General features: G+C 35.5%; 17 protein-coding genes. 6 read left to right on the top strand and 11 right to left on the bottom strand.

Annotation, left to right across the window (positions count from 1 at the left end):
* Position 1: 1 nt before the first annotated feature.
* Positions 2-586: a YceI family protein gene (locus tag ACXAGJ_RS02440; RefSeq protein ID WP_474836802.1), complete on the bottom strand. Its 585-nt coding sequence runs from the start codon at positions 584-586 to the stop codon at positions 2-4.
* Positions 587-911: 325 nt separating this feature from the next.
* Between ACXAGJ_RS02440 and ACXAGJ_RS02435 the strand changes: the two genes are divergently transcribed.
* The 5 genes from ACXAGJ_RS02435 to ACXAGJ_RS02415 all read left to right on the top strand — a co-directional run bounded on the left by ACXAGJ_RS02435 (position 912) and on the right by ACXAGJ_RS02415 (position 3,429).
* Positions 912-1,082, top strand: coding sequence for a hypothetical protein (locus ACXAGJ_RS02435; protein ID WP_473279945.1), 171 nt, complete (start codon positions 912-914; stop codon positions 1,080-1,082).
* 115 nt (positions 1,083-1,197) lie between these two features.
* Positions 1,198-1,764: a DUF4251 domain-containing protein gene (locus ACXAGJ_RS02430; RefSeq protein WP_474836800.1), complete on the top strand. Its 567-nt coding sequence runs from the start codon at positions 1,198-1,200 to the stop codon at positions 1,762-1,764.
* Between the two features lie 60 nt (positions 1,765-1,824).
* Positions 1,825-2,337 (top strand): hypothetical protein, encoded by a 513-nt coding sequence (locus ACXAGJ_RS02425; RefSeq protein WP_474836798.1) that lies wholly within the window; start codon positions 1,825-1,827, stop codon positions 2,335-2,337.
* A gap of 45 nt (positions 2,338-2,382) precedes the next feature.
* Positions 2,383-3,018 (top strand): Crp/Fnr family transcriptional regulator, encoded by a 636-nt coding sequence (locus ACXAGJ_RS02420; protein WP_474836796.1) that lies wholly within the window; start codon positions 2,383-2,385, stop codon positions 3,016-3,018.
* Between the two features lie 207 nt (positions 3,019-3,225).
* Positions 3,226-3,429, top strand: coding sequence for a YgaP family membrane protein (locus tag ACXAGJ_RS02415; protein ID WP_073313872.1), 204 nt, complete (start codon positions 3,226-3,228; stop codon positions 3,427-3,429).
* A 670-nt stretch (positions 3,430-4,099) separates the two neighbouring features.
* Here the strand turns inward: ACXAGJ_RS02415 and ACXAGJ_RS02410 are convergent.
* The 9 genes from ACXAGJ_RS02410 to ACXAGJ_RS02370 all read right to left on the bottom strand — a co-directional run bounded on the left by ACXAGJ_RS02410 (position 4,100) and on the right by ACXAGJ_RS02370 (position 11,078).
* Positions 4,100-4,699 carry a DUF6642 family protein gene (locus ACXAGJ_RS02410; protein ID WP_474836794.1) on the bottom strand — a complete coding sequence of 200 codons (600 nt, stop codon included), beginning with the start codon at positions 4,697-4,699 and terminating at the stop codon, positions 4,100-4,102.
* 128 nt (positions 4,700-4,827) lie between these two features.
* A complete protein-coding gene (locus ACXAGJ_RS02405; protein ID WP_474836792.1) occupies positions 4,828-5,070 on the bottom strand; it encodes a hypothetical protein in 243 nt (80 codons plus the stop codon).
* 20 nt (positions 5,071-5,090) lie between these two features.
* Positions 5,091-5,810 carry a hypothetical protein gene (locus tag ACXAGJ_RS02400; RefSeq protein WP_474836790.1) on the bottom strand — a complete coding sequence of 240 codons (720 nt, stop codon included), beginning with the start codon at positions 5,808-5,810 and terminating at the stop codon, positions 5,091-5,093.
* Between the two features lie 16 nt (positions 5,811-5,826).
* Positions 5,827-7,575 carry a hypothetical protein gene (locus ACXAGJ_RS02395; RefSeq protein WP_474836788.1) on the bottom strand — a complete coding sequence of 583 codons (1,749 nt, stop codon included), beginning with the start codon at positions 7,573-7,575 and terminating at the stop codon, positions 5,827-5,829.
* Complete coding sequence (locus ACXAGJ_RS02390; protein ID WP_474836786.1) at positions 7,568-7,816, bottom strand: hypothetical protein; 249 nt, start codon at positions 7,814-7,816, stop codon at positions 7,568-7,570. Before ACXAGJ_RS02390 ends, ACXAGJ_RS02395 begins: the two co-directional genes overlap by 8 nt.
* The gene (locus ACXAGJ_RS02385) at positions 7,817-8,152 is read right to left on the bottom strand and encodes a hypothetical protein (RefSeq protein ID WP_474836785.1); all 336 of its coding nucleotides are present in this window, start codon (positions 8,150-8,152) and stop codon (positions 7,817-7,819) included.
* Positions 8,153-8,166: 14 nt separating this feature from the next.
* The gene (locus ACXAGJ_RS02380; protein WP_474836783.1) at positions 8,167-8,424 is read right to left on the bottom strand and encodes a hypothetical protein; all 258 of its coding nucleotides are present in this window, start codon (positions 8,422-8,424) and stop codon (positions 8,167-8,169) included.
* Between the two features lie 13 nt (positions 8,425-8,437).
* On the bottom strand, positions 8,438-8,869 hold the full coding sequence (locus tag ACXAGJ_RS02375) for a DUF5675 family protein (protein ID WP_073313842.1): 432 nt from the start codon (positions 8,867-8,869) through the stop codon (positions 8,438-8,440).
* A 505-nt stretch (positions 8,870-9,374) separates the two neighbouring features.
* The gene (locus ACXAGJ_RS02370; RefSeq protein ID WP_474836780.1) at positions 9,375-11,078 is read right to left on the bottom strand and encodes a leucine-rich repeat domain-containing protein; all 1,704 of its coding nucleotides are present in this window, start codon (positions 11,076-11,078) and stop codon (positions 9,375-9,377) included.
* Positions 11,079-11,324: 246 nt separating this feature from the next.
* On the opposite strand from ACXAGJ_RS02370, the gene ACXAGJ_RS02365 reads away from it, so the two are divergent.
* Complete coding sequence (locus ACXAGJ_RS02365; RefSeq protein WP_474836778.1) at positions 11,325-11,876, top strand: hypothetical protein; 552 nt, start codon at positions 11,325-11,327, stop codon at positions 11,874-11,876.
* Here ACXAGJ_RS02365 and argE read toward each other — a convergent pair.
* A complete protein-coding gene (gene argE, locus ACXAGJ_RS02360) occupies positions 11,864-13,030 on the bottom strand; it encodes an acetylornithine deacetylase (protein ID WP_474836776.1) in 1,167 nt (388 codons plus the stop codon). The two genes, ACXAGJ_RS02365 and argE, sit on opposite strands and share 13 nt — an antisense overlap.
* Positions 13,031-13,032 lie beyond the last annotated feature (2 nt).

Below are 13,032 nucleotides of genomic sequence, written 5' to 3'. Positions count from 1 at the left end.
TTTACCGTTCTATCGGAAAGTGAAACTGAATATTCAATTTGTTCTTTTCTCTTTCATCATGGATGTTTACTCCAAAATCGCTGGTGTACAGTGAAGCGGTACCTGATAGTTTCTCGTCGTCTAGTTTGAAGGTAATAATCAATTCTTTGGTTACGCCTTTGATGGTCACATTTCCGATTACTTTAAAGGTGTTTCCTTCAAAATCTACAACTTGCGAACTTTTAAAAGCGATAGTAGGGTATTTGCGCTTGTGAAAAAACTTCTCCCACATCAAATGTCCATCTCTTAAAAAATTCCCTGTACTCAACGTACTCACCTTTGCGGTGCCACTAAAAGAAGCATTATCGGTATCGTTGGGGTTAAAGTTGATTTTGAAATCTAAGCCTCCGATAGTACCCGAGGTATCTTCGGAAATAAAATCAAAAGTGATTTTAGCATTCTTTTGATCAAATACCAAATTCTTATAATCGTTGATCAAAGTATAATCCGTACCACGATCTGTGATAGGAATATCATTGATATTCGGAACTTGACAAACCGCGCTTATCGCAAATACAAACAAGAATAGGGGTAATGTGATTTTCATTTTTCAGATATTAAAATCAAATAATACATAGCGTTCGATGATTTTACCAATCATCGTTGATAGCTCATTTCAGAACAAAAATAAACAATAATCATTCCAAGAGAATAGTGAGACTTTAAAAAATTGATAAGTTTCCTAATAACATTTGGAAATCATACACTTGGGTGTAAAAGGTAAGTCCTACTAAAATTACCAAGTATACCATGAAGCAATTTTATCATAAAATAAACATAAAGTATTACCAACGAGTATTTTATAATTAAAAAAGTAATAACTTAGTTAGAGAAATTCTATCAAATGAATTTGTAATACAAAACTTAGAGTTATGAGCGAAAAGAAAAAATCTTCCAAAAAAAGACGCTTCGCTGACTTTCAAACCAAGTACCGCAGATCGTTGAATTTTGGATATGGATCCAAAAGAGATCGTTTTGCCATTGCCGGAAATGGTGATTTGCAAATGCCAGAGAACGATGATAATGAAGAGCGTGAGAGCTAAAAGTACATTCTTGGTCAAAAGCAGTTGATACCCCTTTATAAACGGTAGTCTCGAAAATGATTCGAGAACTGCACAGTTTTTGTATTGCATTGTATGAACAAAAAGAAGTAGGGAAATGAGAATTATAATCATCTTAGTTAGTAGTATCTTGATGTTGAGCTGTGGGAGTGCCGACAAGGTCATTGCGCCAACAGCAGAGAGCATAGCAGTAGAGGAGTGGGTGAACCAAAAGAATTTCCAGGTGGATGTAGAATGGGCCTATCCTTTAACTACGCCAGCATTGAATAGCTTTGCCAATAGTGGATTTTTTCCTCCAGGGAGTTCTGTGGGGAGTGTCAACCTGATCAATAACCCAAGCTTTGTACGAATGAAAGGCGATGAAGTAGAAATGTATTTACCGTATTACGGAGAACGTCAATTGGCAGGGGAATATAATGCGAACAAAGGAGGAATTGAGTTTAAAGGAGTACCTACACGTTTTAAAATCGTAAAAAACGAGAAGAAACAGCGCCATGTGATGACTTTTTATATTGATAACAACAAAGAATCGAATAAGGTAGTCTTAACTTTTTTCCCGAATCAGGTTGTGAGTATCAATGTCAATAGTAGTCATAGAACACCTATTAGTTATCGCGGTACCATAGAAGCCTTAAAAGAGGACAAAGTAACTGGGGTAGACTAGAAATTTTGTAACAGGTGTATGGGCTGGCAGTCTTTTAGAGGTACTCTCTAATCAAAAGCCATGCACTTCAACACCACAACTCATCCAATTTTTATTGTTATTTCTGTAGTAATGCTGCATACGCATATGCATGCACAACAAGAACGTCCTACGGATTCATTAGGCCCTAGAGTAACTAGCAGTGGAGCCAAATATACCGATGATTCTAGTCATGAATTTAATGCCAATTTTGAGGTGAATTATCGGGTAAATTCTAATCTCTTTTTTCAAATACGAGGATATCGCGACAAAAATGCAACTCAGGATCTCTTTGGGGGTTCGTTTTTTGCCAAAAAATATGTGACCAAACGATTTTATATGTATTCTGGCCTTAGCGCAGAGTTTATGGGTGGCGTTTTTCCAGAAGAGTCAACATCTGTTAAGCTATCCCAATTTAATGTGGCCAACGGTATGGGATATGATTTGAATAAGAATTTTACGATAGAAGTGGAAAATTTAATCAATCTAAAACAAAATTTTGGTGGTTTTAGTAACCAAAATGACTTTTCGGTACGCGGGAAATTTAAATTCTAAGTTGGATAGATTTTTTGATACCTTTAAAGGATAAAAGTAAACACCTTGATTGCAGAAGCCTTAGATACCTATTTCCCCAAGTTAGCCCAGATGCCCGGTCTTAGAGAAGAATTACTTACCGTTTGTAGCATCCAAACTTTCGAAACTGGAACGATCATTTTAAATGAAGGTTCTTATGTAAAAGCAATCCCATTAATCGTATCCGGGCTTGCCAAAGTCTTTAAAACCGAGCCCGTACAAGGTAACGAGGTGTTGTTGTATTATATCAAACCTGGAGAAAGTTGTGTGATGTCGGTTACCACCTTGATACGTAATCAAACTAGTAGAGTAAAGGCGATCATAGAGGAGGAGGCCGAGGTGGTGATTATCCCTGCAGATAAGATGATGAATATCGCCAAATCTTATCCACAATGGAATGAGTTTGTCTATGATCTGTTTAATCTTAAGTTTGATGAACTGCTGAATGTTATTGAAATTTTGACTTTTTCTAAAAAAGAAACCCGTTTGATGGAGTATTTGAAGAAAGAGGCAGAGCTAAAAAAGAGCAATACACTACATACTACACACAAGGATATCGCTTATGATCTAGGATCGTCTCGAGAAGTAATCTCCCGATTGCTAAAAAAACTAGAGCACGATGGCTTGCTGAAACTACAACAAGGTATCGTAGAACTGCTATAACCACTTATTCTCATACAATTTATATAGATCTGATGTAACAATTGTCACAGCTTTTGGTAGTTGAAGTGAATAGTTTTGTATAAAAGCAACAGGATTATTCATGAAAAATAACAAAGCCTTAAAATTACTGCTGGTTTGTGTTTTATGTATAAGCCTGGTGGCTATGATTGTTCAACTTATTCAATTTGCTATTAAAAATATAATATTATGAAAAAGAATATGGGTCAACTAGATCGTTTAGTGAGATTTGCTATTGCCATTTTGGTGGGAGTTCTGTTTTATACCGAGACCATTAGCGGGACGCTGGGATATGTACTTATCGCGTTATCTGCGGTGTTTTTGATTACCAGTTTTATCAGCTTTTGTCCGCTGTATACTTTGGTGGGCCTTAAGACGTGTAAGGTTAAGTAATTAAAACCGAACTAATTGATATCTCTCAATCAAATTGGTTAAAGGTAGTTTTAGAATATAGCTGAAAGTGCTACCTTGCACAAGATATCTAGTTATCGATTCGGGAACCAATCGTTTGGGGTACTGAATGATTAGATATACACACGTCAATTTGCGAAAACAGCCTGTCAATAGGTAGGCTGTTTTTTTTTGTACCCAAAACAGAATATGGAGTAGTTAGCAAAATATTCTATTTTACATAATATAAATTATAGAACATTTATCTAGTAATTCGTGTATAGCGGCCCATGCCGCTATTTTATATAACATCAGATATAATTTCGCCTAAGCGAATTATATCGATTCCCAGCCGCATCATCTCGCAGCTCCAATAATTTGATTCACTGGATCAAATTATTAGACTCGTGTAAAAACAGAATTACGATGTCGGAATCTGCCTGATCCGTTTATTGAACATGTGCTGAAGTCAATTTGCAACATGCCCACCACATCAGTAACGCTAACATCATTTCACAACACTGCTCAGTAAAAACAAAACATTGATCAATGTGATTCACAGCATATACAATCCTCATATAATCCTCATATTCGATACTACGACCAGAAAAAACTCAAATACGCGATTTTCAGCATTTATATTATGTAAAATAGAAAAGGAAGGGAATCTTAGTTAATAATACAATCTAAAATCAAGTAGTTTACAGACTTTGTAATGCCTTTGATGCAATTCTTCTACCACATCTAACATATTGTCATCTTCTTTAAATAAGTTAAAGAATGCTATATCAAGATTTGAACTCGTCATACCATTAAATTCGTGACCATACCCAGAAACACCTTTTGCACCTGTGATATCCAAAAAATATTGTGCTTCTTCTTCATCTAAATCAAGTACTTTAGCATTGGAAAAATGTAAAATCTTTCCTTGTAATTTTCCTTCAAAAATTTCTGCAATCTCCTGTAAACTATAATAGTAATCATTTAAACAAATACTATTGGCTTCACCTGTGATGACCAAGTAGATGATTTCATAATTTGTAAAATGATGATCATCCATAACCAATGTATTTAGGCTGTCCTCTAAACCTTCAATAGTATCACAAGTTTTATAGATACTAGCCACTCCATATTGCGAAGTCAATTGTTCTAATTTTTTTTGTGCTTCGGTAATTTGGTGCGTTTCTATATCATGCACTGCTTCTAAACAGTAAATGAAATAATCTGTATCTATAGATTCTTTTTGTGGTAATTGCCGTCTTTTCTCTAACAAATTTTCAGGGTATATGCTGTATACAGCAAAAATAGTGTATTTCTTTAATTTATATCATCAACCCTTGCCGTTGTTTTACTAATAATTTTCCAATCATTTTTCGGCATTTTTAAAGAAATCAGCGTAGCCTATTGGAGTATATCTTTTGAACTCTCCTCTCGGAAATTGCGATTCGTAAACTGGGATGAAGATAGTGTTGCTCCATCTACATTATGGGCAGCCACAAAAGCGAAACCGCGTTTCTGGTTGAACAATATTGAATGACGCGAATGATGAATATATCCTCCTCCAAATGCCGAAGACAGTACTCGACTATTGGGTGTGGGAAGCGGGATATTTTGACCTGCAATAAAATCTGGATTATATGGCATAATGCTATGTTTTGATTTAGTTATTGAATGACCCCATAAGCACCTTTTGGATTGTGCTTGTCGGTACCATTACCATGAATTTCTTTGAGTTTTTCTAAAGGCTCTGTATCATTATGCCCATTAAAAAACTCGTCATACATGCCTTCACTGGCATAAACGGCATGTTTACTATTCCAAAATACAATATGTTTGTAGGAGCTTAAATTTTCTATGGATACATCCCCTATTTTCTGTTTGTCTACTCCCAGGTTCCCATAGATGTATTTTGTAGCTTCTCCCTTGTTCAGATCAGTAATAGCTCTTTTGTATCTTCGGTCTCTTCGGTAGTTTGTTCGTTTGATTTCGGCTAAAACCGCATAACAAAAATTAGAAAACTCAAAAATGTCTAGGGATATTTCATCATTGCGGTTCAATTCGAAAGACGACTTTCTTTTGGCGTACTTATAATTTCGAAAAGAAAGACTGTAAGTCCGTTCTTCATCATCAATAAGATCAATTAAAAACCGTTTTTTATTTGTATCAATAATCACAGATTGAAAAATACCCGAAAAACCTAATGACCCTATTGCCGATTTTATTAATGCTATGGATGCACAGTTGCCTCCTCCGCCCATTCTTCTTAATAACGGTAATTTTACTCGTCCTTGTTTAAAGGCGTTCGCAATTTGATCGAAACTATAATTTTCTGTTGCCACGATTCCATATTCTAGAGCGTTCAGAATAGTAATAAGTCTTTCCATAATAAATTTTAATGTATTAATAAACAATAGCCAAGCTTTGCCCTTGGATCATGCCTCTTTTTCGAATCATCTCTCTGAACAATTTTGCTATGCCCACTAGTATTTGTACCCAGCCAATAGGTCCGGTGGCCACTCGTATTCCCCATTTTATAACGATCCTGGTAAAGTTTAGCGTGGAATAGATAGCAGATGCATACTCCCTAATAGTTTTGATATGGATTTCGTACTCTTTTTTACTGGGTTTGGAGTGAATTCTAGTTACCCCATCAAAATCAAAATCATAATCAGAGCTTATTGCTTCAGTAGGTTGTACAATTCGGTCTCCAAAAAGAAATTCGATCCCTCTGCTAAAACTTTGAAAGGCATCCTTGATCTCATTAAATATGATTTTGGATACTTTTTTAATAATCCTGAACAGTTTTTTAAAGAGTTCTCTCAGTTTTCGAATCGCATTTCTAACAAACTTAAAAATCTTGGAGAAAAATCGCATAATTCCTTTATGCGTTTTGTATTGACGTATATTGGTACGATACCCTTCATTCACTAGTTTTGCTTCTTGATTTAGTTCATTTTTTAGTTTTTGGGTAAGCTCTTCTCGTTGTTGCGTAAATTCTGTATGCTCATTTACACTGAAAACATTTACATCGGATTTATCTTCTAACACAAAATCAAAAATCTGAGACACCGACGACTGTTCTACCGGGATATCGGATACCTCTGTAGGGATAAAATGCTCTTTGAGTAGATATCTAATATTTATAATGCACTGATCCTTCTTGAGGTTATACATGATGCGGCCCAGCTCTTTTTCGCCATCTTCATCTTTTTGCACGATAGTCATTAAAAACTGACTTAAAGCGGTAATAGACAAAGGACCAAAATCATGATCCAAACGCCCATAGTACAAGCCCATAGTCCATAGTTTAACCTGCAAAACACGTCTCAGAAACCGATTTTGATCTTGCCTCATGTACTTTTTGACCTCATTTTTTACGGCTTCGCGATCAGGAAAATTGATGAGCTTGGATACAATGACTTTTGAAGGCTGAGAAGCAATTTTTCTTTGGAAACGAAGCTTCCTTTTGATTGTATTTCCAAGTTCGTTCAGCACTTCACGCCCCTGATCTGTAGATGTTGAAATAAAAATACAATCCAGAAAAATGTTATTGGTCAAAATTGGAGAGCTCAAACAAAACTTTGATAAATTTTCCTGATCAGCTAGTAGATTTCCGAAGCTATAGATGTCACCATCAAAGCCAAGTTTTTCTGCCGACTGTTGTAGTACAGCTACCGCATTTGAGGTCATTTTATGATTGGGCTGAATGGTTTTGGCCAAATCATATACATGGAATCTATAAATCAACACTCTAGATAACAAAGAGGTCTGCTCCTCCTCCACCTTATAGATCTCCAATTCTTTGTCAAGACCTGTCAATTCTTTTAGTAAGGTGAATTCTTGATGAGATAACTCGTTGGGCAGCTCCTCTCCTTCTTCAAATAGCTTTGAGATGCTATTGTAGACAAAGTTTAGATTACTAAATGTTGTCTTTGCTAATGCCTCTGAAAGTTCATGTCTAAACTTTTTGATAGCATTCTCTACCTTGCTATTATCGTAAATACCGAATTCGAACGTTTTTTGAGGCAAGTATTTTAAGTCTGATAATAGTTGGATGATTTCCAATTGATCAATCTTTTCATACGCTTTGGTTAATTGCGTTCTTACTTCTGTATCCTCAATGAGTTCAAATGTATTGGGCTTATCCATGTAATTTCTTTTTTAACCAATTGTAGGCCCCTTTCAAGTTGATGACATACTTAAAAATTCGTAAAGCCATTGGATAATGATCATTTGCTTCGCCTGTTACCCCGTGATTAGTATAGGTATAAGCATCTACCGGTTCAATAGCAGCATCTGAAATTTCACCATTCATCCAATCGTTCATTCCATCCATGGTGTCCGGTGGTTGCGTACTGGGTTTGAATCTATAAAAACGAATCTTTCGCATTTAATCCACGTCTACACCTAATACTTTAAGAACAAATTCGAAGAAATCCTTCCTGGATTTTTGTGCCCCTTCTACCATAGAATTGTGCCCATCAATCAAGTACTTTTTATCTTCTCCAAGATCACTGTTCACATAATTCATTGCATCTCCATCTGCCTCAAATCTGGAGTATCCTACCAATGTAGAACTGGTCAATCCATTTCTAATAGTTTCAAAAACAGCTGACCGATCAATACCGTCAATATCAATCTGATTTCCCGTAAAAGAGGCTACTTCTAGCGTAGCTAAATCTTTAACTGCTCCTTCAACTGTTTCTTTTAATTGTTGTAATCCCATTTTTATGTATTTATTTATGTTAAACATTCAATGATAAATTGTCCTATACCTGTTCGTGCTTCTACAGATGCCGAAAAAGCTTCGTTGAACAGTTCGAATAGCTCTTCATCAACATCATCACCTGTACCAATATAACTTAGGCTATCTCCTGCTGTTTGTTGAAAGCGATATAATAGGTGATCTGATTCTTCAATTATTAAAACATGTTCTATGGTGGTTAAGTCTACCAATGTAGCCTCTAGTCGTTCCTTTAGATCTTCAAAAAATGACATATCTACCTTGTTGTTATGTTAATTGCGAATTGATAATATGTAGTACGGCAGTAGTTTCGCCTTCTAATGCTTTATGAAATCGTTTCATGGTATTTCTGCTATCGGTAATATCCATAAATCCGTCATTATCAATATCTGCACGTTTTTTTCCGAGTGCAATACAACCGTTGAGTTGTCTCCAAAAGTTCGCAGCATGGAATTTGCATTCCCTACGATTGGGTACATCATATATTTCCCACAGTTTTTGTTGAAACTTAGGAGACCATTCTAGATGCAGCTTGTATATCCCTGCAGGAATACAAGAAATGTTACGTGCATTATTGAGCCATCCCCGTTCTAAACTTTGAGAGGTAAACGCAATGGCGTTTTGCTCATCGATAACCATACACACTCCCAAGCTTAATTTTCGACCTATGGTATCTCTTATTACTACTACTTTTTTCATACACTTCAATTTAAAACACCATAGAGGTTACACAGGTTTTTGCAGGAATAGATATAGAGGACTTTTGATGATACAAGTATACATCACGATAGCATTAAAGTAAATACCCAATACAGGGTATACTTTTGAGCTTTTCAGGAAATAGAATTGGGGAAGAATAACGAAAACCTTTTTTAAGTTAGCTTATGTTACTTTTAAAAAAAGGAACAAAGCCTTATGATCGTTGTTATATGTATTAAAATTAACAGCTTTTGCTATGGGTTTTTTACGGGAATCCTTATCCGGGAAGAAAATTTTGGATGTACGATTTATAAAGTGGCCTTATCATAGCGGTTTTGATGCTGAAATAAGATATGCTAGCCGATGTGTTGTGCTGCTTTGAAAGTAGTATTATACCGTTGTGGATTGGGAAAAATCTAAATTAAAACTCTTCAGTAGATATGCTATATGCATGTAGTACATCTACTGAAGAGTTTATATAATAATCGAATCTTTAAATATTGCCTTAGTTATTATTAAAAATCCACATATAATCAGCTTGCAGTTCATTCATCTGATCAATAGTAGATTGAGCAATAGCATTAAACCCAGGATTGTTTTTAAAATCTACATACCCGTTCATAGTTTCGTTTAGAATTGCTTGATCGTATATCTGTGCGATCATTTGATCGATCTCAATGGCATCAAATTGATTCCCTGTTATCTCTAAATTGAAAATTTTAAGATTATTCGATATATCCAAAGTGCTTATGGTATTGTTTCTAATAATTAAGCGTTCTAACTCAGGGTTATTGGATACATCCAACGTATTGAGTAAGTTATCATGAATGTAAATATCCCGTAATTTTGTATTAAAAGAAAAATCAATACTGGCGATTTGATTTTCATACAAATCAACACGTATTAACTCTGTGTTTTGAGAAAGGTCAATTTCAGTAAGCTGATTAGCTCCTATATTGATCTCCACTAATTTTGTGTTTTTGGTAAGATCTATACTACTGATTTCATTTCCGCTAAGGTCAATATCATCTAATTCCAAACTATTCGAAACATCAAAATTGCTGATTCCATTATTCCGAGCAAATAACTTCTTTAAAGCGATATTGTTGGAGACATCGAGGTTTGAAATTTGATTTCCATTTACCCATAAGAATTCTAAATCTAAATTTTGGGAAACATCAAATTCAGTGAGCTGATTGTGTCTGAGCCAGGCTCTTTTTAAATTTTTGTTATTGGTAACATCAAGGCTAGTTATTTCGTTATAGCCTAATTCTAATATTTCTAAAACCGTATTATTAGAGGTGTTGAGTCCTGAAAGTCTACCGCTATAAATATGACATTTTTTAAGCAGTATTAACTTTTCTATATCTGCTGAAGTGATATTACTTTGATAAGGATTTCCTTCTTCCGTATTACTGTAGAAACTAAACTCTTCGATTACTTCTAAAGGCCCGCTTATCGTAACTTCATAAACATCTACAGCTGTATATGTGTGAGTTAATTCGTTTTGTTCTGTAGTATTGGTAGCTGTAGATACGTAATCTTCAACAATACCATCTCCCCAGTCTACGACATAATTTGATGCCGTAATCGATTTTAGAACAATAGTTTTTGGCGTAAAATCAGAAGATTCGTCGATAGTTAAACTGAAAGAATCTGTAGCGTTTGGTATCCTTACATCCAAATCATCATACCCAAAATCAAAAGCTACATATCCTGCAGCATCAATGTTTTCTACATCAGCAATGGCAGATTCATCGGTTTCTACGGTAAAATCGAAAGGGATTGAATTTTCTATAAATTGAGATAACGCAGAATTTACCTTTGGAGCTAATGAGATGACTACATCATTTGCATCCACCACTATAAATTCGGTTAAACTATAAGTTCCCGCATCCAAAGTAATTTCTTCTGTTACGTATTTTTCATCTACTTCAATAATTGAAATTTTTTCCCTGGATAATATTTCGTTTCCATCACTATCATTAATACTAATCAAAGCATAGTCTGGAACAAGATCAACGGTTTTATTGGATAGACTCTTTGCTATTATTTCTTTAAAATCAATACTGAATGATTGCTTCCCTTCTGCAATTACTTCTATAGGATCATCCTCTTCTTCTTGTTGTTGCAATATCTCTTCTGTATCATCAGAAGAACAGGAAACAAAAAGAATTGAAAAGAACAGTAAAAAGAGTGTGTTTTTCATGAAAAGTGTTTTGTAAAAAAATGTTTTAAAATGATAAATGTTGTTTATAAGTGTTGAAGCATGGTAAAATGTTACCCCGGTTTATTAATTTATTTTGGAAGAAGATTTCGAGGCAAATTTCATCTGACATGAAAAACATTGGGTATGATACTATAATACGACACCCAATAGATCTTGCCCTAGTACGTATCTAGTAAATTCTAGGGCAGTTTCAATCCTAAATCGGCACTTTAAACCCTAATAATAATGCTATATTTAACCTCAAAAGTATCAACCTTGTCTAGAAACACCTATATATTGGTTATTACCCTACTATTTAGTTTGGTCTATATCCCACATTTGATCAATACGATACTCTTTAGCATTCTTAAAACCGATCCCATAAATTTCAGTATCATCCCCAAAGCTGATATCAAAATGGTGCTATTGGTATTGATCTGTTTTATGGAAAGCACGCTCATCAAAAAGCAATACCCAGGGATTCTGGGTTGGATATTGAGTGTAGTATTACTAATCGCGATAACCATGCGGGGATTGCGTTGGCCTTATGCTACAGAAATAATGGTAATAAGCACGGTATTGCTATTGAGTGTTCTTATACTTTTTGCTATTAAAGAAAAGAATAAGAGGATACTCAACCATATGCTCATGGCTTATGTTGCTATTAGAGTACTTATGCTTCTTTTTAGACCTATTGATTTTCTATGGATACTAGAATTGATTATAGGTTGTAGCGTCGTGATTTTAGGAATACGGGATAGTATTAAAATAAGCAAGGCACTCTTCTACACAAAATGATCTGATGACAACTCCTCAATGAGTTTGTCTATCATCTCCACTCCTTTATCCAGTTGTTCTTTGGCGATAAATTCGTTAGCGCGATGCGCCTGGGCAATAGATCCTGGTCCACAAATAATCGATTGGAACCCTTCATCGGCAAATTGACCAGCTTCCGAGGCGTATGCTACGGTGTTTAATTCAGATTTGCCACAGATCTTTTTTACCAAATGAACGACATCTGCATCATCTTTGGTATCCAAATGCGGTACTGCAGGATGATTTTCAATCGTTTTTATAGAAAAGTCAGGAAATATCTTTTGTAACTCCCCTACTCGTTCCTTGCAATAGGCTTCAAACTCAGCGATGATGGTATTGACATCATCCATAGGAATGGTCCGTAAATCCCAGTAAAAATGAGCCTTATCGGCAATGATATTGGGTGCTATTCCTCCATTCACTAACCCAATATGAATGGTTGAATGTGGCGGATGAAAACGATTGTCAAATTGTTTATTTTCGATCAATTGATTCATTTTATTCTCCAGCCAAAGGATAAGACGCATGGATTCGTGTATGGCACTCACCTCCTGTTTGATGCGACTACTGTGCCCTTCAGAACCAGTGACATAAGTTTCTAGAATATAAATTCCTTTTTGCCCTACAATAGGTTCCATCAAAGAAGGCTCCCCTATAATCGCATATTTAGGTTTTTCTTTATAAAAATCATTAATTGCACGCGCTAGCTCTGGTCCTGCCAAGCATCCTATTTCTTCATCATACGAAAAGGCAAAATAAATAGGCTTTTTCAGATCAGCTTTGGCCATTTGGGGTAACACTGCTAAGCAGCAAGCGATAAACCCTTTCATATCACATGAACCTCTTCCGTATAGCTTTCCATCTCCTTTGTCGGTCAATACAAACGGGTCGGTATCCCATTTTTGCCCTTTTACTGGGACTACATCGGTATGACCAGAAAGGATGACCCCTCCATCCACAGCAGGGCCTATCCTGCAATGCAAAGAAGCTTTATTTCCTTCTGGATTAGGAACTAACTGTACTTCGATATCATAAGATTCAATATATTCTTTGATCCAATGAATAATACTTAAGTTACTTTCGCCCCCCAGGACTGGAAATGATACGAGTTTTGAGAGAATATCTGCTGCATTCATAA

Source organism: Aquimarina sp. AWH4_224, assembly GCF_056160245.1.
This window is presented reverse-complemented; position numbering and strand designations above follow the sequence as displayed.

Bases quoted from the DNA above. Each gene is read 5' to 3' on its own strand.
- ACXAGJ_RS02440 (WP_474836802.1), bottom strand. From the start codon at position 586: ATGAAAATCACATTACCCCTATTCTTGTTTGTATTTGCGATAAGCGCG.
- ACXAGJ_RS02435 (WP_473279945.1), top strand. From the start codon at position 912: ATGAGCGAAAAGAAAAAATCTTCCAAAAAAAGACGCTTCGCTGACTTT.
- ACXAGJ_RS02430 (WP_474836800.1), top strand. From the start codon at position 1,198: ATGAGAATTATAATCATCTTAGTTAGTAGTATCTTGATGTTGAGCTGT.
- ACXAGJ_RS02425 (WP_474836798.1), top strand. From the start codon at position 1,825: ATGCACTTCAACACCACAACTCATCCAATTTTTATTGTTATTTCTGTA.
- ACXAGJ_RS02415 (WP_073313872.1), top strand. From the start codon at position 3,226: ATGAAAAAGAATATGGGTCAACTAGATCGTTTAGTGAGATTTGCTATT.
- ACXAGJ_RS02405 (WP_474836792.1), bottom strand. From the start codon at position 5,070: ATGCCATATAATCCAGATTTTATTGCAGGTCAAAATATCCCGCTTCCC.
- ACXAGJ_RS02400 (WP_474836790.1), bottom strand. From the start codon at position 5,810: ATGGAAAGACTTATTACTATTCTGAACGCTCTAGAATATGGAATCGTG.
- ACXAGJ_RS02395 (WP_474836788.1), bottom strand. From the start codon at position 7,575: ATGGATAAGCCCAATACATTTGAACTCATTGAGGATACAGAAGTAAGA.
- ACXAGJ_RS02390 (WP_474836786.1), bottom strand. From the start codon at position 7,816: ATGCGAAAGATTCGTTTTTATAGATTCAAACCCAGTACGCAACCACCG.
- ACXAGJ_RS02385 (WP_474836785.1), bottom strand. From the start codon at position 8,152: ATGGGATTACAACAATTAAAAGAAACAGTTGAAGGAGCAGTTAAAGAT.
- ACXAGJ_RS02380 (WP_474836783.1), bottom strand. From the start codon at position 8,424: ATGTCATTTTTTGAAGATCTAAAGGAACGACTAGAGGCTACATTGGTA.
- ACXAGJ_RS02375 (WP_073313842.1), bottom strand. From the start codon at position 8,869: ATGAAAAAAGTAGTAGTAATAAGAGATACCATAGGTCGAAAATTAAGC.
- ACXAGJ_RS02370 (WP_474836780.1), bottom strand. From the start codon at position 11,078: ATGAAAAACACACTCTTTTTACTGTTCTTTTCAATTCTTTTTGTTTCC.
- ACXAGJ_RS02365 (WP_474836778.1), top strand. From the start codon at position 11,325: ATGCTATATTTAACCTCAAAAGTATCAACCTTGTCTAGAAACACCTAT.
- argE (WP_474836776.1), bottom strand. From the start codon at position 13,030: ATGAATGCAGCAGATATTCTCTCAAAACTCGTATCATTTCCAGTCCTG.